This window comes from Acinetobacter sp. ANC_7512 (genome assembly GCF_056779935.1).
The window spans coordinates 53,452-78,775 of record NZ_JBWYIX010000003.1; the positions used below are offsets into that span (position 1 = coordinate 53,452).

The window sequence follows — 25,324 nt, forward strand, 5'->3', positions numbered from 1 at the left end:
GATTTTCCATCTCTATGGATTTAGCACCAAAAAAAGTCAAGCCTGAAGATTCGAGTGTTCTTTTGAATACGGCCGAACAACGTCTTAAATATTTTATGCAAGACGTCACTGGGCGTGCATTGGTGATGATGGAAAGTGCAACTCAAGGACACAATGGCATTGCCATGGATTTAGTCCAAGAAGCTTTTATATCTTTGCATAAATCTTATGCTGATAAATCCACTGCAGAGTGGTATCCCCTTTTCTATACCATTTTAAATAACAAACTTCAGGATTGGCGTCGTAAAGAATCTCGACGGGCTTTTCCATTCTCGTTATTTAAAAAAAATAACCACGATGAAGATGATGACGAAACCATCAATATTGTGGATGAATCAACACCTAATCCGCTGCAATTTCTTGCACAAGAGATGGCTGTTGAGGAGATTCAAAATGCAATTTCTAAGTTACCTGTTCGCCAACAACAAGCATTTATGTTGAGAGCATGGGAAGGGTTTGATACACAAACCACAGCCGAAATCATGAATTGTTCAGAAGGCAGTGTAAAGACCCATTACCATCGAGCTATACAGGGCTTAAGATCTGCTTTGTCTCACTTAAACCCAAATGCCGGGGGATCATCGGATGAATCATGATGAATTTACGAAACAAGTGACTGAAAAATTGAATGTACTGGCATCACAACATCGCAATAAAGCGGTCGTGATGGAGCATGTACTCGATGAGATTAAAGACAAACCGTTATTTTCTCAGTTGATGACTTGGAAAATTACTGGTTTTGCGTTAGCAGCCGCGATCACAGGATTTGTGGTACTTCCAAATGCATTTGATTTGGAAGAAGCTCCAAGCCCACAACAAGTGATTGTCACCCCTAAACTTTCTCCGCAAATGATGGAAGATCTAGAAATGTTATCTGTTTTTGGTGAGGATAAATCAGCTCATGGCAGCTAAAGGCTTAGCGATTGCACTCTGCACATTAGGTTTTTTACAAACCAGTTTTGCAGGCTATGAACGTTTTTGGATCTTCTCGAAAGACAATAATTCTGAACTTAATGAATCTTGGGAATCGCTTTCTGAAGATGAACAAAAAGCACTGATTAAACGCTATCAAAATTTGAAAGAAATTCCTGAAGAGCAAAGTATTGTTCTACAACAAAGAATGGATTGGTTTACTAAACTGCCTGAACAAGAAAAAATACAAATGCGCGAAACTTGGCAACAGATGAGCTCAAGTGAACGAAATGATTTGCGTAAAAAAATGATGAACGCGACGACTGCCGAGCAGCGCAAAGAAATACGCGAAACTTATTTAAATAAATATATGCAACAAACCACGATGAAATAATAAACTTTAAAGCCTCCACAAGAGGCTTTATATTTTAGTTAAAGATATATACCCTCACGTTCAGGCTGATAGAGCACTTTATCAATTTTCACTTTCATTGTTTGCCCATCAGGCTGAGGCCATTCAATTTCTTGTCCTTCAGCCAAACCTAGGATTGCTGCACCAATAGGTGCAATCACATTAACCTGCCCCTTTTCACCTTTAAAGTCATGGGGATATACCAGCACAATCTCTGTAGATTCAGTGGACGGTGCAACCGTTATCAGTACTCTAGCATTCATCGTCACTACATTGGCAGGGATATCTTTAGGCTGTACGACTTCAGCACGAGCCAACTCATTTTCTAAATGCTCCATCGTTGGAGTTACCTGCTTCTGATGTTCCAACATGGTTTCTAAACGATTTAAATCTTGCTCAGAAATAATAATATTTGGATGGCTCATTTTCTGCTCCAATTCAAATGTATAGAGACAATTGAATAATTAATAGATACATCAGTTATATCAGAACTATCCAAAAATGACAGATTTGACATTCCAACATTCAATAAAAAAGCCCCCTTGAGGGGGCTTTTCTCAAGTCGAAGATTATTTTGCGTAAACTGGGAATTTAGCGCATACAGTCTCAACTTTAGCTTTCACAGCGTTAATGACAGTTTCATCACCTTTAGAATCTAAGATATCCGCGATCCAACCTGCAAGTTCACGTACTTCTGCTTCACCGAAACCACGAGTTGTTACAGCTGGAGTACCGATACGGATACCAGAAGTTACGAATGGAGAACGTGGATCGTTTGGCACAGAGTTTTTGTTCACAGTGATGTGAGCCGCACCTAACCAAGCATCAGCATCTTTACCTGTAATGTCTTGTTTGATGAGAGACAACAAGAACAAGTGGTTTTTCGTACCACCTGAAACAACATCATAACCGCGTTCGATTAACACTTCAGCCATTGCTTGCGCGTTTTTCACAACTTGTTGTTGATATGCTTTGTATTCAGGAGCCATTGCTTCTTTGAAGCAGATTGCTTTAGCCGCTACAGCATGAACTAAAGGGCCACCTTGGTTACCTGGGAATACAGCAGATTGAAGTTTTTTCTCAATTTCTTCATTTGCTTTTGCAAGGATTAAACCTGAACGTGGACCACGAAGTGTTTTGTGAGTCGTCGTTGTAGTTACGTCAGCAATTTGAACTGGGCTTGGATAAACACCAGCAGCAACAAGACCAGCAACGTGAGCCATATCAACGAATAGATAAGCGCCTACTTTGTCTGCGATTTCACGGAAACGCTGCCAATCAACGATTTGGCTATAAGCAGAGAAACCAGCGACAATCATACGTGGCTTGTGTTCTACAGCTAAACGTTCAACTTCTTCGTAATCGATTTCACCCGTTTCTGGATTTAAACCGTATTGGATCGCATTATATGTTTTACCAGAGAAGCTAACTTTAGCACCGTGAGTCAAATGACCACCGTGAGCTAAGCTCATACCTAAAACAGTATCGCCTGGGTTAAGAAGCGCTAGATAAACTGCAGAGTTTGCTTGAGAACCAGCATGAGGCTGAACGTTCGCGTAATCAGCACCAAAGAGTTCTTTAGCACGGTCAATTGCCAATTGTTCAATCACGTCTACATATTCACAACCGCCATAGTAGCGTTTGCCTGGGTAGCCTTCTGCATATTTGTTAGTGAGTTTTGAACCTTGAGCTTCCATTACTGCTGGAGAGCAATAGTTTTCTGAAGCGATTAACTCAATATGAGCTTCCTGACGAGCATCTTCACTCGTAATAGCTTGAGCTAATTCTGGATCAAAGTCAGCAATAGAGATATTGGCAAACATTAGCGAGGTCCTATTAATGTAGGGCTTTTAAGCCGTGCTAAGATTGGCGCGTATTGTAACATGAACTTGTTAAATTTCGAGAATGAAGTTTAAACAGTTTGCAATTAAATTTGATTAATTCCTGTGTGTTTACTCAATTACTATTAAAAACAAATATCTGAATTATGACTATTCTTTTTTAAATTCATTCATTTTTGAAAATTGCCTTTAACAACCTACAGTCTAAACTTGCAGCGTCAATATCATAGAAAACGAAATTTCTTTAAATGAGCACCTTATCTAAATAATTCCCATAATTTGTTCAATTCAGCATAATTTATACAATTCATTGACTTTATTACTGTGAGCTCAGATTTGAAAATGTTAAATTAATTACATCTTTATCATTAACTTGGACATTTGCATGCAAGCCATTATCTTGGATACTGAAACCCATACATTAAACGGTTTGCCCATAGAAATTGCATATGCTCCTATTCAGATTGAACAAGGCAAATTAAGTCTTGATCGCGAAAAAATTTTTGACCAACTATATAGCATTGGTGACGAAAAAATTTCCTATGCTGCAATGGCGGTTCATCATATTCTTGAAAGCGATTTAGTAGATCAACCCAACTTCAGAACCTTCGAGTTACCTCAAGAAACGACGTATATTATTGGTCATAATATTGATTATGATATTCGAGCTATTCAGCAATGCGGCGTTGAAACAAGTCATATTAAAGCCATCTGTACACTCGCTCTTTCTCGACTAGTTTGGCCTCATGCAGAAGCACACAACATTTCTGCTTTAATTTATATGATTAGTAAAGGCAGTAGCAAAGCTAGAGAGATGTTAAAAGGTGCCCATCGAGCTGACGCAGATATTATTTTGACTGCAAATATTTTAATGCACATTATTCATCATTTGGGTATTCAAAACATTGAAGAACTCTATGAAGTATCTGAAGATGCACGTATCCCTCGTACAATTAACTTCGGTAAACATCGTGGGACAGCCATTGTAGATCTTCCAAAAGATTATGTTTCATGGTTACTAAGACAAGAAGACTTGGATCCCTATTTGAAAAAAGCCTTAGAAAAAACTTTAATTGATACGCTTTAAGCAATATTTCATGACTCTCACTTTGAACCTAAAGCTTAAAGTGAGAAATTAACTATTTTTTAATACTTTTAAACGATTAAACTAAAAATTACACCAATAATTAAAATAATATAATTACATGATAATTAAATATTTTTATTATTTTTTATTCATTCAACACTGCCCACCTCATCCTCCATTAGACTAAGGCGAAGTAGAACATCTTTGTCATAAATATATTAATACCATCATACAACAACGGTATAAATAGGTGCCTTATGTCTAAACTTAGCCAAATTCTAGAATTTGATCCTTTAGATAATCCTATGTATCTTAAAAAAGTCGGCAATTGGGTTCTCACCTTCTTGCATGCCCATGACCAGGTGGAGAAAATCCAGCTCGCCATAACCAATGTTATTCCACGTCAAGCAGATGGCTCATTGCAGCCTCGACGTATTATCATTGAGCAAGCTGATCAAGAACATCAATGGCAAATCAATCACATAGAATGTTTTGATAGCCTTGAAAATAAAGAAGTCCTGCTCAATGCTTCAGAACAAACGGGTGGATCGATCATTCAAGACCTGCTCAGTGAATTTCGAAAATATGATGTTGAGGTCATGTTTAAAGCATAATTCCGATATGAAAAGCCCGCTTTACGCGGGCTTTATGTTGGAAGGCTAGTGTTAGATTTATTGTTCAACTGAACTCAACTAACTGTCATTGATCCGTCCAACTCGTCAGTAGCGTTGAATGTTTACAACCTACTGTGATTTTTAATTTAATACTTTCAATATGTGATGTGAAGTTACTTTAACACTTTTCAACAACTGAATAAAAAAAATACAATTGAATTTTTTTATTTATAGATAAGAATAAGTTTCGCGAATATGAACAAAGTTTTAATTCAAAAAAGTCGACCGAAATGGGTCGACTTTTAATTCTAATTTTAAGCTCAGAATTAAGCCAAATGACTTGAACGATTATTTGAATGATTTACACCAAAACGTCCAGCAAAAATCGTCACAATCAATCCAATCAATAAACCAATGAATGACCATAAAGCAGCTTTTGCAGCAGCTTTAGTCGCATCAGCTGCTTTTTCACGTGCTTGATCTTTTAGTTCAGTATATTTCAATTTAGCAGATTGAATATTCGCCTCTAAATCATTAAAGAATTTATCCTGCTGCATAAGGAAATTATTGACAACTTGATTCGCTTCTTGCGGAGTTAGAGATGAATTTTTCGCTAAAGCAGCACTGACTTCATTCTTATTAATAGAAGCAGTCACAGATTGTGCACGAGTTTTTAATTGTTCTGATAACTTTTGAATAATAGCCTCACTGTTATCTGGATGAATCATCAACTCTTTTGCGGCAACCTTAATTTGCTCCTTTGCCCATTCACCCTGCGCTTTTAAGAATTCGGGTTGCAATTCCTCAATCCCAGTTTTCAGCAATGATTCAGACATCTTTTCATCACTATTTTCGAGCTTTGGTAAAGGAACTAACTCCTCAAATGCTTGAACTCAGATCTGAGTTAAATTAACGCCACCTTGACCAATTCCTGATGCTACACTACCCGCAGCACTACTGACTGAACTAATCGCACTACCAGTAATTTTAGCCGCGCCGCTAATGGTCATTGCACCAAACCAGATACCTAACAGCAATGAAAGTGACCAGACAATAAAGCCATGGATTGCAGCATTAGCTTGAGCCAAGTGACCTGCAACAAATCCACCAATAGCCAACGATACTAACAATGAAATAATTGTCCATACGCTTACTGCTATACCTGAGCCATTTGTAATATCAGTGGTAGATTGTGGATCTAGGAGCGCAAATCCTAATGCAACGCCTAGTAATGAGAGTAAAATTGAAATAGCTAATACAACAATAACGCCAGCGAAAATACTCGCCCACGAAATTCGATTTTGGATCAGAACTTTTTCTTCGTACATTGTTGTGCCTCTTATTTGAATTATTCATAATTTATGTGATTTATACAGCAATACTGCAATTTAAATTTAAAATAAGCCATGTGAATTTTATGTGACAAATTTTGCATTTTTATATTTATTTTGAGACTCGATCTATTATTATTTGTCAGTATTGGTGCATCTCACGATTCAATCGACTCAGATTAACAATTCAGATTACGCACTAAATTTTGATAAAAATTTACTAAAAATACTTTAATTGACGGACTATGTTTTGTTTGAAAGACATAAAAGAAATGGTGCGCTCAGCGTGCACCATAAACAGAACATATGATATTGATTTTTATAAATAAAAAATTGAACCAAAATAGCTTTTACCGTAAAAAATACCGTATAAATACTATTCACTTTTTCAAACTGATAATCTGAAATTTAGTAACGTAATTTGGACCTACATCAAATTAAGTCTATTGAATCAGTTACAGATAACATTCAAATCCGCAATGAACTTTTGAAATGGTATATAGGTTCTCACGTCCTTACAACCCCATAAAACGTCATGATATAACATCACTTTTTTGTAATCGCTTTTTTCATGTATCATTCAAGAGTACAACTTCAAGGGTTAAGTTATGTTTGGAAATATTGATGTTTAAAGAAAAAATTAGATCAGCATCATCCTCTTTCTCCTGCAATTGTAAAAAATCTACAAGAAGATCTTATTGTTCGCTGGACATATCACTCGAATGCAATTGAAGGTAATACACTTACATTACTAGAGACCAAAGTCGTTTTAGAAGGCATAACTGTTGGTGGAAAAGCTTTACGAGAACATTTCGAGGCAATCAACCATAGAAATGCTATCTACTACGTTAAAGATATTATTCGAAAAGAAGAACCGTTTTCTGAATGGCAGATTAGAAATATCCACCAGCTCATTCTAAAAAATATTGATGATGACAATGCCGGGCATTATCGCCAACAAAACGTATTGATTTCAGGTGCTACCACTACTCCACCCGGCTATACATTATTGAATGACAAGATGGCTCAGCTCGTGGATTGGTATAATTCCGAAGCGCACAAGCTTCACCCTATTGAACGTGCTGCTAAAGTTCATGCCGACTTTGTTGGCATTCATCCATTTATTGATGGCAATGGACGTACATCTCGTCTCTTAATGAACCTTGAGTTACTCAAAGCTGGATACCCTCCTTGCGTTATTACAGTCGAAAATCGCTTAGCCTACTATGAAGCGTTAGATCAATGGATGGCTTATGGAAAAACTGAGTCTTTCATTCAGTTGGTTGCTGAAGCTGTACTAGAGGGGTTTAAACCGTATCGAATAATTTTAGGAATATAAAAAATTCCCTATGATTCCCTTAGGGTGATGATAGGTAAAATATCAGGTTATTTACTGCTTTCGGGTATCGCAAACATCACACTAGCCTATTAATTGCATTAACTCTTTACTCACATCTGTTTTTGGTTGCAGCATATCGGTTGCAAGCAAACGTTTACTCCCTAAAAGTCTATCCAATTTGACTTCAAAAGTTTCTAATTGTTCCCCTTCAGGTGCACAGATAGTTGGGTAATAAACATAGACTTCTTTCTGCTGCCCGATACGATAAGCGCGGTCAGTCGCTTGATCTTCTTTAGCTGGATTCCAACTACGTGTATAGTGAATGACATGATTTGCTGCTTGAATATTTACACCAAAACCTACCGCTGTTGTAGAAAGAATAATCACATTGAACCCTGGATTTTCCTGAAACCTATCAATTAAATTTTGTCTAGTTAAGCCACTTTTACTGCTTGTATTGGTATCCCCATTCACAGTCGTGACATTTAAACCAAAACGTTCCATCAAAATACGTTTCAAAAAGACCTGAATTTCTCTAAACTCCGTAAAAATAATGGCTTTCTCATTCCTTTGCTGAATCATTTGCAACGTATTGAATAACCAATCTACTTTTGGTGAATCTTTGAGTGTTGCCATTGGATCTTCTGCTAAAGGATGTGCACAAATCATTCTCAATTTGTGTAAGCTACTTAGCATGGCACCACGATTTCCCTCGACCGACAACTTATGAAAATGTTGAGCCACATCGGCATATAATTTTCTTTGTAAGTTAGAAATATGAATTTTTTTACAACTATTTACTTCAGTTTTAGGTGGTAAATCAGCCACCTCATTTTTCATTCGTCTTAGGACTTGAGGATCAATCAATGCTCTCAGCTCATTTAAGACTTTCTCATCACTGACTTCAGCATCTTCTATCGGTCTACGATATTTTTTCCCAAACTCATTTAACGGACCAAGTAAATTTTCCTGAATAAAATCAAATAAACACCACAAATCAGTCAAAGAGTTTTCCACAGGTGTACCGGTACAAGCAATTTTAAAATCCGCTTTTTGCGCTTTAGCTGCTTTAGTCACCATTGAGGTTGGGACTTTAATTTTTTGTGCTTCATCACACACCATGATTCCCCAGTCTTCCCGTGCCAAAGAGAATTCTAAATCGCGTAAGGTTTCATAAGTGGTTAACACAATCTCTGCATCACCACGCCAGTCTTCTTCTAACAGATGCGTAATACCATGATTTTCACGCAACTGGGTGGATATCATGTGTTTAGGAATTTTTCTTGTTTTGAGGTGATCGCCATATAAGCTTAAAATTTTAGGGAATTGGCGACTAAAAAAACGATTCGCTTCTGCTTCCCAGTTTTCAAGTAATGAAACAGGTGCAACCACGAGTACAGGCTTTTTATTTTTGGCATTTTCCAAATATTCGCCAATAAAACATAACAGCTGTAAGGTTTTACCTAAACCCATATCATCCGCCAATAGACATCCACTGACCTGTTCAGGCGCATATTGATGCAGATGCTGTAGCCACGCAACACCATAACGTTGATGCTGTTTTAAACTAAATTCGCTTTGCCTAAAACTTGTTGGCAATCTTGGTGCAGGAAAATTGTTTCGATCAAATGCAAGTTGTGCTACACGTTGTTTACTATACTCAGCCTCATCAATGTTGTTAGCAATTAAGAGCGTATCTCTCTTTTTTTTCTGAGCAGAATTTTCTTCTTGCCTCACTTCTTTGTTATTCAGTGCATGATGTTTTTGACGTAATTCTTCTAAAAGTTGTTTGCTTCGCTCAATTGACAACTTTTGATCCGCATGTGGCAAAGCCACTTCTGTTAAACCATCCTTTTCTGCAGCTTGAATACATTTTTCAAGTGCAGTAACCATGTCATCTAGTTGAGCATCAGTATCAGTCTGATCATATAGATCTATTAAATGCTGTGGTAACCAACCTGATTCTCCACTGTTTCTCTGAATAAATTCTGAATGAAGCTTTGGTGCTTCACCAATGCCAATAACTCGATCACTATAGTTCGATAAATCCAAAACTTGCTGTGCTTGTGCTACATCCTGATATTTTTGGATGGTCTCTAAGTCTTGCTTGAGTGTTCTTATCTCTTGGTCTAAAACACTTGTACGTTCAATTTCATAGCCCGCCCATACAAAAAATGGCGTATTTCGTTCATATGCTTGAATGAAATATGCGCTTTGTTCTAGATTACTCAGCGCCAAGACAATTGGGTTTGTCTCTCTTTCAGAATTTTCTAGTAAGTTGAGCGTTGCCGAGGTATAGAGATTTAATTCATTGTAATTTTTGTGAACACTTAAAGTGTAGCTATAAATTTCAGCTTGTTGTTTGGCTGCTTCAAAACTTTCAGGTGTTACCACATCTAGGGCATCTTCACCCAATTGTGCAAATGGATTATGTAAAAATGCCTGAGCTTGCTCACCTGCCACACGCCGATTTGGCATTTTTTTAATTTCTTGCAGTACATGTTTTACCTCGGGCTCAATCACCACATGAGCAATGCCACCATCTGGTAAACTAATACTGTACTGATCCTGAACCTGCTGATATTGATCAAACGTTGTTAACCAATCATTTGGGGCTTCATCAAATACCGGCTGTACTTCGACTACCGCTTCTTGGCTAATCAGATTTTTTCTTAAATTTAACTGTAACTTTTCAGGTGCCAATACAATGGTTTTTCTTAAAAAATCATCTAAATTGGCATTCACTTTATGTGCCAAATTTCTAATTTTAGCCCAATATTTTTGATTTAATGCTTTATCTTTATTTTGTATTCTTGAAAATTCTTTTAGCTGCTCTACGACTTTAAAATTTTGTTCATTCAACAAGTATTCTTGACCATCTATTATTAAGATGGCACCAATACGCTCAGGCTGATTTTTGAGTTTAATATTTTGTTCATTCAGCCAACCATCTAAAATGATTTTAAAAGTTGAATCGCTTAAACCACCTTCACTTTTAATGATTGGGCGTACATTGGCTTTACTAGGTAAATGTAATAGATGAATCACACTTGAATGATCTTCGTCATTTAAGATCTGGAATAGTTCTTCCCAAGGTAAGACATAGCCCTCATCCGTCAAATATGCTAAAGCTTCTTCTTCAAGACTTTGCCAATAGAAATCCGCATCCGTCATAGCATTTTGTAAAGGCGGATACGTAATACCTAAGTCATTGTAGGTTAACGGCTGTGTTATCGCTTGTGACACGTGCGCTTCAATAACCTCAGCTGACTTCTTTCTTTTCCAAAATGCTAATTTCATAAAATATCCCTTATGAACGTTTCTTATCTTGAAGAATAGTAATTGTTTTGAGGCTTACGATGATAAATCCCAATTTCAGCTAGTTTTTCATCAAACCGACGTTCCCAACCAGATATATGATTTAATTTTAATAAATTAGGCCAAGGCTTTATTTCATCGACATGAATTCGTCTATTTTCTTCTCTATAAGGTAATTTATTAACAACATAACAAGCATTACCAGTATCTGAAAAATCAATTACATATACATTATCAATTTTTAATAAAAAAGCATTGTTTGTCTGCGTTGAGCCAATTAATTCTTTCAACCGCCCACGATTCATTTCTCTGAATTTTCTATGTGAGGCTTGCTGTGAATTTAGTGCACCAGGTCCAAGAAAAATCTGAGAGAAACTAATCTTTTCAATAAACTTCATCCAATAATTAAATCGGTTTACATCCGCAGTTCGACTAAATAATTTAAAGAACGCTTCTAAGTCGGCTTTGACAAACCATTGAACCACCATACGTTTCGTATCAGGATTGACATTATTCCAACCCGCAGAAGAATCATATTGTGGATTCCCCCATTGATCTAATGCCATCTGCTTGAGTATTTCATGTACCTTGTCACGTGCAGATGTTTTTGCATAACGATCTAACAACGCTGCCAGAATATCTCGACTATATAAGCTATTCTGCTCTGATAACTTAATGAAACGTGCAATAAATTTAAAATAGTCTTTTTCATTCATCTGTCGAATGGACTGAATAGAAGATTTAATTAAGTCATCCCAAAACCAACTATTTGGTGCAATTCTTAGACTTCCGAGTTCATCCTGAATCCCACTCTTATCATCGTCTTGCAAGAATTGTTTCACAAATGCTTTGGTTGGTGTATCAGATAAAATGTCAGCATGATCAATTAAAGTTATCATCCATTGTTTTGGACGTTGCGTACTTTTATAAACATTCGACTTATGACGATTCAATATATCTCGCAATGTCAACCAAACCGCTGGCTTCGCTGCAATATCTTCTTTAGCTAAAGCAAAATAACTATACAATAATGGAAAATAAACCAAGTTAATGATGCTCTGTTCTGCCTGATTAAAATGCTGAACAATACGTTTGCCAATATCATTAAAAATAAGTTTTTCTTGGGTATCCGGCAAAACCTTACTTAATGCCCAAGCTAAATTCTTCCAATCTCTTCGAGTAAATTGTTCAAATCCTGAATGCTCAAGTTTCGAAATCGTTTTGAATATTTTGACATCTAATGGAATTGAATTTTCAAGATCATCAAATTTTCGCTCCAATACCTGCAAGGTTTTTGTTAAACGTACAGGTTGAACGAACTTACTATATGTGGTTTCTTTTGGGAAAAGCAGGCTTAAACTTTGTTCTAACCGACGTTGCAAACGTTCTATTGTCATCGCATTACCTCGCCAACTTACAAGTTTCAACAGGAGATGAGACGAAATGTGGTTGTGGTTCAGCGTTTTCCTTTTCTATTAAGCCATAAAACTGCATTCTTAATTCTACACGCCGCGAGGCTTCTTTACTGTCCTTTGCTGAATTAAATGAAACACCACCTGCTAAAAAAAGCTGTTTCACTTGCTGTTTTTCCTGCTCAGTTAAAGCCAAGCCAGAACTAAACTTTGGATCAAGTAAGCTACACATCACCCATTCTGAACGTCTTAAACTTAAATTAAGATTGTATAAATAAGAGCCATCCGTATCAGTAAAACCCTCAATGACAATTTGTTTAAACCATTTTTCACCTAAAGGATTATTCGCTTCCTCAAGGATAATGGGCACGATGGTATTGAGTCGGTTGCGCCCCACCTCATTTAAACGATAGTCATTATGTGCAAAACGTCCTGCTTCCCCAAAATTGATACGGTTGTTTTTACAGTCCACTTCAATGCCAGCATCTTTTAAACGTGCACTGTTCTGAATATTTTGACAAATATTTAAAATATCCGCATTACGCTGATCTTCTGCTTGCGTCGCTTCATTAATTTTCTTGGTCACAATCATTAAAGACACAGCCATAACCACAAGAAACAAGGTCATTAAAGCCGTCATCAGATCGGCAAAAGAAATCCAAAATGGCTTTTCACCTTCATCTTTAGATCGTGAGGTATTAGAGTACCGATTACCAAACATGACTTAAGTACTCCAATATTAATGTTTCTTCTGAGTCACAAGTTCTTCAAGATCTTCAACGAAACCACTTAAACCTTCAATACCTGTTGATAAACGTTTAACGGCTTGATCAAGAGCATTGTCATATACGCCCAAGGTGTGATTAAGGCTTGTTTCGACGGAGTTACCAAAGCTTTCAAAGCTTTTGACCATCACGTCACTAATTTGCGCTGAATAATCCTGCATTTCTTTCTTCACTTGATTTAGTGCAGAAGTCATCTGATTCATATCATCAAGCATTTTGCTACTCATACCGACTTCTGTTTGTGCTTGTTGAATAAGCCCTTCAAGTGTCGCGATTGCCTTATTCACACTGTCTTGTGATTTTTTATAATCACCGAGCAAGTAAATCAGATTGCTGCTTGCGCTTGTCAAATGAGTAGATGTTGTTGTGACCTCTGAAATCAACTGTGATGTTTTATCTGTAACCGTCGTTAACGATGAACCTGCCGTATTAAATTGATCTGCAGCAAGACGCATTTTTTCAGCACCCGTATTCATTCCTGAAATACTTTCTGTGGTCACTTGTGTCAGTTTATCTATATTGTCTTTATAGGCATTTACAGCATGTTGGCTCTGCACAATCAATTCTTTTATTTCTGTACCCAAGTGATCAATCAATGCTGAGGATTGCTCATGCAATTTTTGTTGGTTGCTAGCAACTAATTCATCTTGTTCCATACGTTTTTTTGCAATATCTGCCATTACATTCGACATAGTGCCGCCCATATGACCAATTAACTCAGATACTTTGCCATTTAACTGCTCAATTGCAAATTGCCCCTGTTCTCCAATTTTTTCAGCGCCTTGTGATAAATGTTCCACCATTTGATTCATTTGCTCAGACATCGCATTTTGCTTCATCTGAATATCTTCAATCATTTTAGTAATCTGCATTTCCAAGTTTTGTGATGCACTTTCACTATTGAGTTTCATATCTGTAATGAGCTGACTAAACCCTAGTTGCATTTCTTTCATTGCAGATACAGATTGAGTCATCATCTCGCCCATGCCCTGCATCTGTGCACCAAAAGTAGATTCTAGTTTGGACATAAACCCTGTTAAAACATCGGTAATTAACTCTTGTACCCGACTACCCTGATCTCCACTAACCTGTTGTACACTTGATGCAATCTTGTCTAACGGTGCTTGCAAAGTATCTGTAATGGATTGACCAATTTGCGTCGCCATATCCTGACTTGTTTTGGCATAACTCTCGGTGAGTTGGCTCGCAAATGCGAGTTGATTCTTTTTATTTTCCTCGACTAAGTTTGTCATCATTACTTTTAAATCATTGACCAAACTGTCTTTTAATTGACGTGCATTGGTTTCATTCGCTTGACTAGATTTTAAAAGTTGTGCGAGATACTCTTCACCTGTTTCATCAGGTTCAAATTTCAAATCAATGACGCTAGTCAGTGTCTCGAGCTTTGCATAGCATTCTCTTAGCCAATACTTTTCTTTCCAAGTAATAAACATTGCAATAAAGATCGCAAGCCCAGATGCCATAAATGCCTCACCAACCCCCCCTAAAAGTAAGGCAAGACTGTTTTGGACTTTGGATGGATCACCAGCTGGATCAAAAGCTAGCAAACCAAATAGCAATCCAACAAAGGTAGCAATAATACCAACACCGGTAATAATGCCCGGAATGTGTTTATAGAAATCAACTTTCAGTGGTGTATCAATAATCGCGATTTGAGAAAAAAAAGCATCGCTTGAAACAGTTGATCGGGAGGCAATAATTTTTGACTCACCATCGACTTCTTCACGAATATCATGCAGAGAGTTCTTATAATTCTCCCAAGCATGTTTCAGTTCGCCATCTTCTGAAAAAATTTCGTCAAGCACATGTTTAGCTGTATGTGACTGCTGATCTTCTTTTAATTTTTGAATAATTTCATCAAAATTCTGCGCTAATCTCTTGGCAGGAAACCAATATTGTTTGACAAAAAAATACATTACAAAGGAGACAAAAATCACCATTGCAACCGGTATGACATAATAACTTTGTAAAAATTCTGCTATTGTCAAAAAACTCACTGCATACCCCATAGTATTTTTATAAATTACAATTAGAAAATTATATCAAATAACTTAATATGAATATCTCTTCTTAACTATGTCTAGGATAAAGAAGGGATATTTTAGAAAAACTAATTAGTTTTTAAAGACAACTTTTCCAAGATTTTTAGCTTAGCTTGATCAAGTAAATCTGGATTAGTTTTTAGGCTTAATGACTCTCGTGCTTTATTCCCCAAGAAATATGCAATTCTTTCAGCATTTGCACCAGATGGGTGTGGCAATCCAAACAATATCTGCTGGTCTTGTAATGATCCCTGCTGAATTAGATACTCAAAAACTTGGCTAACTTTAGGGCCGAGAGGAATATAAATTGCTTTCGGCAATTTGCTAATTTCTTCCATTAAATAGACATCAATCATGTCACGTAATAACGGGTGTTTCAGCATATTAGGTGTTGACCCACTATAATCTTTACCATTAATAAATACAGGGTGCCTTAGTACAGAAGTCGTATGCACTAAATAAGCATCTTTATCAAAAAGACTTGACGTACTTGATATACCTAGCTTTTCATGTAAGCCAATATGGTCTAATAATTTGATCAAATTTTTACGTAGTGTTCCACTAAATGCCCCTTCATTCTTAGCTATTTTAAGAACATCCTCTTGCTCTAGCCCTTTCATTAAAGATCTTTGCACAGATGATAAGGCATTAAATAATTGAGTTTTACCTGGAGTTATACCTACTAGGACTACTTTCGCTTTTTCTGATACATAATCAAACGGAATGTAGTAACTACTAATATTTCCATGTTCCAAGATTTTTAATGAATCTAAGGCTGATAAATCTTTCGAATTTTCCAGATTCACTTTTTTAATAGCTGTAAGCATTTCTGAGTAAGATTTAGTAGCCATATTTTCCTATTTAAAAAACTTATTAAGAAACAATTAAGTTAAAACATTTCTTGTAATCAATAAAAGTGATTCTTCAATTTTTATTATTTTTGAGATTGCGTCAATTGAACTCAAAACCTAAATCAATGATTTTAAATATTAATTTATATAATCTATAAATTTTGCACCCAATTTTTACGCAAATTAGATTTAGTTTATTGAATCCTGAAATTAATTTTGTTCAAAGTCCGTTTAAGGATTTGAACTTGTGTACTCAGATTAACACATGTAAATTGAATATAAAAAGAAATGCTATAACATTTCTTTTTTATATTTATTTATTTTCATGTATCATTTAAGAATTCAACTGCAGGGAAAAAGTTATGTTTGAAAATATTGATGCTTTATAGAAAAAAATAAATTAGCATCGTCCTCTCTCCCCCCAGCAATGGTAAAAAATCTACAATATGTATCACATTATCAAAGCAATAGTTTTTTCTCCATACTCAATTTCTCTAGAAGTTCCAAAATAACGAAAAACAATTTGCTTCCTATTTAAAGCATTTAGAATAAAATTGGAAAGGGTACTATCACTTAATGCAAGACTAACACTGCCAAAAACCTCTTTACAATTTTGTAAATACCATTCTTCAAGCTCATTATCAGAGAACTTACCATAATCATGCTCAATAAAGGCATCAAATTTCTTTAGATACGATGTAAGACAAAGAGTGAAATAAGGATCAAGTCTTTCGGTCGCCCCTAAATCAGTAAAATCAATTGTTTTGTCAACAATTTTTTCTGGAAATAAATATAAATGCCCCGCATCAAACCAGAACTCAACAGCTATATAATCCCAATCAAGCAATGTGATTACTTGCGAGAATTCTTCGAAAAACATATGTATAGCTTTTTTACAATCAGAAGATAACTCATCACTGCCTTGATCCAACTTACCGAGATGATCACTACTAAAAGTTAAAGAGTCATCATATTTCTCAATATCATATAATGCCATTACACTTACTCCAGTCTTGTCCCTTTCTTATCCATATTTCTCAAAGTTACTCTCATTTCACGATTAAAGTTAACAAGGTACTTTGCTGCCTCTTCATTCGTCATATTCGGATAGGTACGATTTACGTTATTCAAATAATTTTCAATCCTTATACTGTAATATTGATGTGGCCCCCTATGATTTGATAATCGTACACCATTCTCTGCGCCGTTTATATTAAACCCACCCTTTGAAGCTTTTTGTACTAATGGATTAGTTCTTAACTGCCAAGGAATTATATGGTGCGCTTGGCCTCCACTACCTGGCAAGTTACTTCTAAGTTCAGTACGTGCAGTATCCTCTCTAACATTTAATCTACTTGTGTAGTCTGTCTTATTTTCCCGCCATTTATCTTCATGATCAGGATCATTGGGTGGCATTCCAGTAGATGAACTTCCTGAAGTTGATGGCAATGGGACTATCTGAACACTCTCATTATCCGGTTTCCCACTATTTATTGCGACCATAGCAAGCACATCCACACCAATTTGTGCTGCTTTTGTTCTACATACAGGATTTGTAGCACACAGCCTTGCAGAGCCAGCTGTTAACGTTGCGAGCCCTTCGAGAGCTGCAGGAATAAACATTAATGCATTGTTTTTTACCGCTACTTCAGCAGCATTGGCTGCAACAGCAACATCTTTATAGCCTGCATAAGCAACAACCAATCCAGCTGCTAATTGCGAATATTCTGCTATAGATTCAAAATACTTATTCACTTCATCAACTGAATTAAATTGCTTATTTTGATTCAGCATTACACCAGCAACTGTTTCTCCTACAGCAGCTCCTATTGCACCTGCTTCACATTGTGCTTTTTGTGCTGCTGCAGCCACACAACCTGCAGCCGCATGAGCAATTTTATGCAGTATAAATTCTACTTGTGTCCCAGTGAATCCATCTATATTTGAACCAATCAGCTGCGAAAGTCCTGCGTGTCCCACTGAAACAACGCCAGATAATAATGCTTTTTCCAAGTTAGTTTTCAGATCACCGCCATTAACAGCACTTTGTATAAGAGCAGAACCTGTTGAATTGACAAAAGTATTCGTCATTTTGTCAGCTAATGCTGTGCTATTTGGTTTCAACTTTAATGCACTACTTACTTCACTCAATAGCCCTGCAGTTACAACACTTGTAGCTAAACTTTTAACAGATTCTTTGCTTCCCAAGTCTTTTAAGGTCTTACTTAGATCACCACCATTATTGATGGTACTGATACTAGCTTGTGTCAGGAGCGAAGTGACAGCTGCATTCGCCATTGCACCTAATGTTGAGGGGACAATGACTCCTGCTGCAGTAGTTGTTACACCCGCAGCCCCAATCATACTTGCACCTAGACCTACTGTTGTTCCACTAGCAGCAGCCCCTCCAGCAGCACCTGCTGCGGCTGCGGTACCACTTCCCATTGTTGCTATAGTAACAATAATGACAATGAGTGCAGCACCAGCACCCGTCAATCCTTGTGACTTATAATCCCAACTCTCTTGTGCAAGTTTTACTGCTTCCCAATTGACATCTTTACGAGCAATAAGACCTTTCAGATATTCATTACCAGGTTGATTGGATAGCTTGATCACTTCAGCACGAACATCATTATTCTGACCAGTAATCACTGGAACTTGTACAGTCAGTCCACCTTTCGCAATAAACGTTGGTGCAACTGGCCCATTAAAACTTGGAAGTTTTGCAGTTTCCGTAATCGAACCCTTATCTTGCATAGACTGCCAAACAACACTGTTACTTTCTTTTTTCAAAGTTTCTGCGACGGTTTTGGAAGCTCCTTCCAGAGTAATATTTCCACCCGCTTCAATATTTGCCCCCTCCAAATAGTTAAATACTGTTCCTTTGAGACGAGTATCAAATCCAGATTTAGTTCCTATATAGTTGGCATTTAATTCTGAAGGTAATTCTGATTTTACATTTCGCGTCTTTGTGGTATGTGAGTTATTCAGTTTGACACCAAGAAATGAGCTTTTCTTAGTAATATCTGTTGTACTAAGTGTTACATCATCAGCAGTTAAGAAGTTTAGATCCCCTCCAGCCTGAATATTAATTTTTCCATCAATAGCATTTAGTTGACTAGAATACATATCAATACTCGTGCGATTCTGACCTGTCATCGAAGCTGTATTCTTTTCTTGACTTTTAATATTAATATTTTTTGCATCAATATCGACAGACAAGCCTCCACTTTTCTCATCGGTCTGCGTTGTTGTAATCGTTTTCTTTTTTCCGTACCATTTTCTTTTTGTTTCAGTTTTCTGAGATTTATTAAAACTATTATTAATCGCCACATCGAAAATTATATTTTTATAAGCTTCAATATTTACATCATTTTCTGAGGTAATCGATACTCCTTGTAAAACTAAATTATCTGTAGCCTGCTTACCCGTAGCTTTTATAGAAACCCCTTTAGTTCCATTAATAATTGTAGGGCTTACTGGGCTATACCAACGATAATTATTATCAGAGGGTTTCCCTTGTTCATACGAGTCTTGATTAGCATCAATAACTATACTGCCTTTAATAACACCTTTTTTTACACTGTTTTCAATAGGGTTATTATATTTTCCTTGAATATTATACCCATCACCATCCAAGGTTCCCGCAGCTTCAAGGCTGACCTTTCCATCTTTCGCATCAATAGATGAACCGCTAATACTTAAACCTTTATTTGATACAACCTGAATATTGCCTTTTTCACTAATAAATTCTGTACCAGTATGTACCTCTCCATTAACATAACCAACATTAAATAACTCTAACATTTCAGAATAAAAGTCTTTTTCTTCTCGTATTCGAATAGCTTTTGAAACATAATTCGGATATTGTTTTGTTCCTATAATTAAAATTTTTTCTACTTCCTTCCAGACAGCCTCACCTCCGGCTACTAATTCACCAGATTCAACTCTTTTACCTAATGTAGTTAATTCCTGCATTAAAAACGCCATAAAATCTTTATAATCATCTGATTCAAAAAGTAATTTTTCCTGGTTAATTAAATTATTTATTCTTGCTTTGTATTCATCAGTATGTTGATTAGTAATAGTATTCCGAACTCCATCAACAATTAAATCTCCACCAGTTGATACAATTGATAAATCTTTCGAAGCAGTTAATTTTGATCCCTGTAATTCAACCTTGTCACCTTGCAAGTTAATTCCACCACCTGCAGTATTGAGCTTGACCACTTGTTCAGAACCCTTACCTTGTGTGCCACCATAACCCACTAATTTTAATAAGCCGTTCTTTGCAATTAATTCAATATCGCCTACTGCCGATAGCTTAATAAGCTTCGGATCAATGTTTAAACCATTTGCCCCTCTAGTCTCAATACTTAAGTCACCATTCAGGCTATTCAAATTGGTATCTTTTTTTAATAAGTCACTTCCTGTGGCATTGAATACTAGGCCCGGCTTAACAGATAAATTTGTGGTTTCTAATAAAATAGCACCACCTGTCATTTGGGCATTCTGCATTATTTGGTTGCCCGTGGCAGTAAGTGACAAGACTCCTTTTGCTGTTAAGTTGGTTTTAGCTGATGGGTGCCACACAGTAGCTGTCGGCGTATAATCTGCATTCAGATATAGGGTTCGTTTTGAATTGACTGCTAAATGTTGATCTGAGTTTGCTGTGATATTTTTAAGAGCCAAAATATCCTTGGCATAAATTTCAGTATTTCCCTTCGACTGCAGCTTACTGTCTGCAACATTAAGCATACCTGCCTCACTGTTTAGATGTAGCTGGTTTACAGTTGAGGTCAAATCAGTATTCTTAATATCAATATTACCCTTTTTAGTTCCTATTGATACAGATTGGCCTTCGAGCTGATTGCTAAGAATAGTGTCGTATCCATTATCTCCACCACCAACTACCACATCAATATTAGAATCCAGATTTACACCATTTTGTCCAAGGATCTTTAAATCACCTTTGGCTGTCGCTAAGTCTGCTGAATTAACGCTGACTGTACCTTTTTCTGCACTGGCAATTACAATCCCTTGAGCTGCGTCAATCACGGTCTTATCTGTAATCTGTTCATCACGATCGGCATGGGACATGGGCACAGTGGTTTGAACCGAATTCAAGTTGACATTTTCATGGGCGATGATCGATGTATGGCCCGTAGTTGAGTTTACTTTCAGACTTTGTGCCTGAATACTGCCCTGTAATGAGGCTAATTTGACATCACTTACTGCATTTAACGCTGTACCTTGCGCGAGAGACATGGCACTAAGAGTAGTAAAGTCAATGCCTTGATCTGATTTTACAGTCGTGTTCAAATTTAAAGTATCAGACTGTATGGCAATACCATTGGCTGCATGCAGCGCCGTACCCGTGAGCTCTATGCCCTGCTTTGCTTCAAGTTGTAGTTTTCCTGAAATTTTAGCTAAGGGTTTCGCTTTATTATCCCAAATCAGATTTATGCCACTGTAGACATTGATATCTTTTAAACGTGTAGCATTATTGACCAAATTAAAGCTTAAGTTTTTAAGACTGACATCACCTGTACCATAGATATTTAAGTCTTTACCGGCATAAAGTGTTCCACCATCTACTTGAAGCAGATGTGCCTCTTCAGCTGACTGGATATTGATTGAACCACTCGTGGCTTGTAACGTATTTCCTATTAGTTTCAGGTCTTTATTGGCAGTTAAGTTTAAATCTTTCGCAGCAATCAATCTTGCTGTGCTGTTACTCAACAGACTCTCATTGGCATTAATATTGGCAGAGCCTCGGTTACTACGTAGCTCTGAATTTGCTGCCAGACTGATCCCTTTAGCATCGATATATAAGTCGCCATTTGTACTGAGGTTGTTGATTTTGGTACCAGTGGCTAAGTTTAGATTACCTTGAGCTCCAATAATCAGTGCTGCTGAGTTGAGGGTTGTGGCATCATAATTTAGCGTAATATCTTTTGCATTCAGATTTAAATTATTGCCTGAATCAATATTAATTAAACCATAACTATTTACTGATCCACTTATAGCAATATCTGCAGCAGCTCCTGTTCCGGTGCTAGCAACGCTGACTAAACCATTCTTTTTATCTGTAGTTGAAATTGTTCCACTATGAACAATTTTACCAGTATTGGTCACCACTATATTATTTACAGCTTGGAGTGTACCGGCATTCGTGACACCTAAGCCCTTTTCATTCCCCATCAGGAAGATGTTATTGGCATACATCCCGCCCAAACTTTTAATATCCACTGCCAATGCAGGTGCTGCGACTGTTGAGGTTTTACTGTCAATGCTCTCAAGGTTGGCTGAGATTGTATTTGCACCTGTGATGACATTAATATCTTGATTTGCATGCATTTTTGCATTCAAGTCTAACACACGTGCATAAATATCTACATAATCAGCATTATTGTTGTTCCCACCTAAACCTAAAGTTGAACCTGTGTTGGCTGTAACCGTCACCTTACCTTGGTCTACAACAAATTGCTTTAGGCTTCCATCCGCATTTAGCTGTGCCTTGCCTGTGGTAAAAATGGCCTTATTGGCATTAATGAAACCTCCACCTTTAATATTAATACCGGCTGGGTTAGCTATAATGACATCTGCACGTTGACCAGCAATCTCAAGATTTCCTTCAAAACGTGTTGCTGCAGTTGAATTGATTTCATTTAAAATAAGCCGTGCTTCACCTTTAGCTAAAAATGGGTTTGCCCCTACATTCCCAACAGTGATGGAACCAGCACCTGTACGGCTGTTATTCAGGACTACACCATTACTTAGCACATCCATTTGTTTATAGATATTATGGGAGACACCATTTACTGGGGTTTGAATGTTGACTACAGGTACATTTTGACCTTGGCTATTCTTTCCCACGCCCACGACTGGCCTGTTCGCTACATTAGCCGCCGGATCTGCTTGAATCTGTGAATATACAGGTGCTACAGACATCCATAAACTCATGCTGGCCACCAAACTTTTCACTACCCAATGCTGCTGTAAAATTTGACTATCGTGAGTCCCTGGAGAGATTGCTATTTTTGCACTCTCTCCAGCAGCTTTGGTTTTACTTTTACTATTTTCCCCTACAACGATGAACATATTGCGGGCTTTGCTGAAAATGATGCGATAAAGATTTTTATTCATTGAAAGTACTTCTATTTTTTAAATAATTTTTTAAATTAAAAGCTTTAAAAAGAATAATTCAGGCTAAAGCCCGTAATAAACTCTTTTATTATACTCTGTGGAGTAACCAGTCCGTGTCCAACAAAAGCATCCAGATATAGCCCCTGGTAGTAGCTACGTATTCCCGTAACTCCCCCTGCTAAATAACGCTGCCCCGCAATACTGTGCTTCCCAGTAACCCACCCCTGATCTATCCCTAGATAGACTTGGCTGTTCAAGGGAGTATTGATATTTATTTCTTGCTGCAGAAAATGACCATTATCTCCAGATAACATGATTTCACCATCGAAGCCACGAACACTATAGCGACCACCAATATAGAGACGGTCTTGGGGCACCAAGACCTTGGGCGTATATTGCCCTTTCCAATTTATGCGGTATTGAGCTGCCTGATTGAATAAATTAAAAGGATAATTTATTCGCAAATCAGCACTCCAGAGTGGTGCACGTGAGTAACCTTCAACCGGAAGTGGATTTCCAAAAATGTCGGTAATTTCTTCTTCTGGCGCAGCAAGTGAATTAAAAGCGCCCACCCCTCTTCGATAATCTAATCCGACATCGACTAAGGTATTGCCAATATAGTGCTTATGCTGAATACCCGCATGCCAGCCAGCTGTACGTCGATGCTGAACACCGATTTCAATATCTTCAATATAGTTGCGGTTTTGTTTTTGATAAAATTTGCCATATACGGAAGTTTTATATTGGGTTCCGCGTAACATCATTTTAGACAAGGTGATATTAGCCTGCTGACTTTCACCACTGTATAAAATCGGACTCTCATAACCCGCAACATACTGATCGTATTCATACCAGTTGTAAGTTGCACTCAAGTCAAAAGTCTGGAACGGTAATTGATAGCTAGCAAAGTAACTTTTATTACGGTCTTGATCAAAATCATCAAGTGAATGGCTGAAATTAAGATACAGCCTGTCATTCATTCGGGCAGGATTATTCAGGGTCAGTCCAATGTTACCAATATATTGGCCAGTGCTTTTATTACCCGAATCATCTACAGACAAGCTAACATTAAGTTTTTTATAAGGTTGCGTGCTAATCAGAATATTACTGTGCCCTACTGCTGTTTCTTCTGTAGCGGGCTCTATTTGAATATCAACCTCTAATCCAGATACTTTTTTTAAATTTTCTAATGCTTGGTCTAATAAACGAATATTAAGAATATCACCTTCTGTAAAAGGAAGGGCTGTCTTTAACTGCAGAACTGAAATATCAGGCCCATTATGACTGATCTTAGCTATACGTCCTGGCACCAATTCAAATCTCAATATCCCTTGAGTCATATCCTGTTCAGGCACCACAATTTGAGTCGTGACAAAACCTTTCTTGATCAATTCATTCTGAGCGAATCTCACCACATTCTGTAAACTCTTAGTACCTATACACTGCCCTATAATTTGACCATTTTTTTTATTGAGTAATTTAGTCAAAAAAACAAAAGCATCTGTCGTCTTAGGTTTCAAATCATCTACGTCTAAAACTATTCTTTGGATATCAAAACAAGGGATTTCATCAATAATTAGTGATTTCTGTTTAGCTAAATTATAAGTTTTAGGTTTAATATTAGTTTGTGTATCTAGCTGCTGTTTTAAATCTTTTAACCGCTGGTCTTGCCTAATCAATTCGGGTAAAAAAATCTCTTCAGGAAATAAAGGCTTTACACTAGAAGCACTCACATTTTGACTAGCAGCACACACAGTATTTAAAGTAAAAAAACAACTCAAACTTAGATAAAAAAATTTTCTCATTTTTAACGATTATTATTATAAAATTAAACATTGTGACGAAATCTACTTTATTTATCCATAATCCTCAATACCACACATCTTTACTTTTTTTACTTTTTTGTTAATTTAGCTTCGTTGCACCATTTTTAGAGAGTATGACACTTATCGAAAATTCAATTACAATTAATTCCTCACCCTAAGTCTCTGTTACTTGAACAACGCACATCGACTGCTGCGAATCTGTTAGATGCATAGTGTAATTCTTCAGTACTTATATGGGGAGTTATTAGAACAGCTATATCAAATATATAATTTATTGTTTTTGATATTTTTTAATTTAGATTTTAAAAATTTACAGCTTCAATTAATTTTTTAATCGGAATTTTA

At 36.8% G+C, this 25,324-nt stretch carries 17 protein-coding genes and 1 pseudogene; 6 read left to right on the forward strand and 12 right to left on the reverse strand.

Going from position 1 to position 25,324, the window contains the following annotated elements:
- Positions 1-14 precede the first annotated feature (14 nt).
- Genes AC1M9H_RS04120 through AC1M9H_RS04130 form a run of 3 tightly spaced genes read left to right on the forward strand, consistent with a single transcriptional unit; the run spans position 15 to position 1,345 of the window.
- Positions 15-635: an RNA polymerase sigma factor gene (locus AC1M9H_RS04120; RefSeq protein WP_481612892.1), complete on the forward strand. Its 621-nt coding sequence runs from the start codon at positions 15-17 to the stop codon at positions 633-635.
- Entirely contained in the window at positions 625-951 is a 327-nt protein-coding gene (locus AC1M9H_RS04125; protein WP_481612810.1) for a hypothetical protein, read from the forward strand. The genes AC1M9H_RS04120 and AC1M9H_RS04125 overlap by 11 nt, the downstream gene beginning before the upstream one ends.
- Entirely contained in the window at positions 941-1,345 is a 405-nt protein-coding gene (locus tag AC1M9H_RS04130; protein WP_481612811.1) for a DUF3106 domain-containing protein, read from the forward strand. The genes AC1M9H_RS04125 and AC1M9H_RS04130 overlap by 11 nt, the downstream gene beginning before the upstream one ends.
- Positions 1,346-1,383: 38 nt before the next feature.
- Here AC1M9H_RS04130 and rnk read toward each other — a convergent pair whose 3' ends face one another.
- Positions 1,384-1,788: a nucleoside diphosphate kinase regulator gene (gene rnk / locus AC1M9H_RS04135; RefSeq protein ID WP_481588470.1), complete on the reverse strand. Its 405-nt coding sequence runs from the start codon at positions 1,786-1,788 to the stop codon at positions 1,384-1,386.
- A 144-nt stretch (positions 1,789-1,932) separates the two neighbouring features.
- Complete coding sequence (glyA, locus tag AC1M9H_RS04140) at positions 1,933-3,186, reverse strand: serine hydroxymethyltransferase (protein ID WP_035265704.1); 1,254 nt, start codon at positions 3,184-3,186, stop codon at positions 1,933-1,935.
- Between the two features lie 403 nt (positions 3,187-3,589).
- Here glyA and AC1M9H_RS04145 point away from each other — a divergent pair, with 403 nt between their 5' ends.
- A complete protein-coding gene (locus tag AC1M9H_RS04145) occupies positions 3,590-4,291 on the forward strand; it encodes a putative quorum-sensing-regulated virulence factor (protein ID WP_481595546.1) in 702 nt (233 codons plus the stop codon).
- A 257-nt stretch (positions 4,292-4,548) separates the two neighbouring features.
- Positions 4,549-4,905: a hypothetical protein gene (locus tag AC1M9H_RS04150; RefSeq protein WP_481592887.1), complete on the forward strand. Its 357-nt coding sequence runs from the start codon at positions 4,549-4,551 to the stop codon at positions 4,903-4,905.
- 326 nt (positions 4,906-5,231) lie between these two features.
- On the opposite strand, the gene AC1M9H_RS04155 is transcribed toward AC1M9H_RS04150, so the two are convergent.
- Both AC1M9H_RS04155 and AC1M9H_RS04160 read right to left on the reverse strand, forming a co-directional pair.
- Positions 5,232-5,741 (reverse strand): hypothetical protein, encoded by a 510-nt coding sequence (locus AC1M9H_RS04155; protein ID WP_481612812.1) that lies wholly within the window; start codon positions 5,739-5,741, stop codon positions 5,232-5,234.
- Positions 5,742-5,798: 57 nt separating this feature from the next.
- On the reverse strand, positions 5,799-6,233 hold the full coding sequence (locus AC1M9H_RS04160; RefSeq protein ID WP_481612813.1) for a hypothetical protein: 435 nt from the start codon (positions 6,231-6,233) through the stop codon (positions 5,799-5,801).
- 611 nt (positions 6,234-6,844) lie between these two features.
- On the opposite strand from AC1M9H_RS04160, the pseudogene AC1M9H_RS04165 reads away from it, so the two are divergent.
- Positions 6,845-7,575, forward strand: a pseudogene (locus AC1M9H_RS04165) (Fic family protein).
- A gap of 81 nt (positions 7,576-7,656) precedes the next feature.
- Here AC1M9H_RS04165 and AC1M9H_RS04170 read toward each other — a convergent pair.
- From AC1M9H_RS04170 to AC1M9H_RS04205, 8 genes are all read right to left on the reverse strand, one after another.
- Positions 7,657-10,875, reverse strand: coding sequence for a DEAD/DEAH box helicase (locus AC1M9H_RS04170; protein ID WP_481612814.1), 3,219 nt, complete (start codon positions 10,873-10,875; stop codon positions 7,657-7,659).
- Between the two features lie 23 nt (positions 10,876-10,898).
- A complete protein-coding gene (locus AC1M9H_RS04175; RefSeq protein ID WP_481612815.1) occupies positions 10,899-12,290 on the reverse strand; it encodes an EH signature domain-containing protein in 1,392 nt (463 codons plus the stop codon).
- Positions 12,291-12,294: 4 nt separating this feature from the next.
- Positions 12,295-13,026 carry a type I Zorya anti-phage system protein ZorB1 gene (gene zorB1, locus AC1M9H_RS04180; RefSeq protein WP_481612816.1) on the reverse strand — a complete coding sequence of 244 codons (732 nt, stop codon included), beginning with the start codon at positions 13,024-13,026 and terminating at the stop codon, positions 12,295-12,297.
- Between the two features lie 18 nt (positions 13,027-13,044).
- The gene (gene zorA / locus AC1M9H_RS04185) at positions 13,045-15,108 is read right to left on the reverse strand and encodes an anti-phage ZorAB system protein ZorA (protein WP_481612817.1); all 2,064 of its coding nucleotides are present in this window, start codon (positions 15,106-15,108) and stop codon (positions 13,045-13,047) included.
- Between the two features lie 113 nt (positions 15,109-15,221).
- Positions 15,222-16,004 (reverse strand): hypothetical protein, encoded by a 783-nt coding sequence (locus AC1M9H_RS04190; RefSeq protein WP_481612818.1) that lies wholly within the window; start codon positions 16,002-16,004, stop codon positions 15,222-15,224.
- A gap of 451 nt (positions 16,005-16,455) precedes the next feature.
- Positions 16,456-17,001 carry a hypothetical protein gene (locus AC1M9H_RS04195; RefSeq protein WP_481612819.1) on the reverse strand — a complete coding sequence of 182 codons (546 nt, stop codon included), beginning with the start codon at positions 16,999-17,001 and terminating at the stop codon, positions 16,456-16,458.
- Positions 17,002-17,006: 5 nt separating this feature from the next.
- Positions 17,007-23,153: a DUF637 domain-containing protein gene (locus AC1M9H_RS04200; protein WP_481612820.1), complete on the reverse strand. Its 6,147-nt coding sequence runs from the start codon at positions 23,151-23,153 to the stop codon at positions 17,007-17,009.
- Between the two features lie 44 nt (positions 23,154-23,197).
- Positions 23,198-24,886, reverse strand: a complete 1,689-nt coding sequence (locus AC1M9H_RS04205; RefSeq protein ID WP_481612821.1) for a ShlB/FhaC/HecB family hemolysin secretion/activation protein — start codon at positions 24,884-24,886, stop codon at positions 23,198-23,200.
- Between the last annotated feature and the right edge of the window lie 438 nt (positions 24,887-25,324).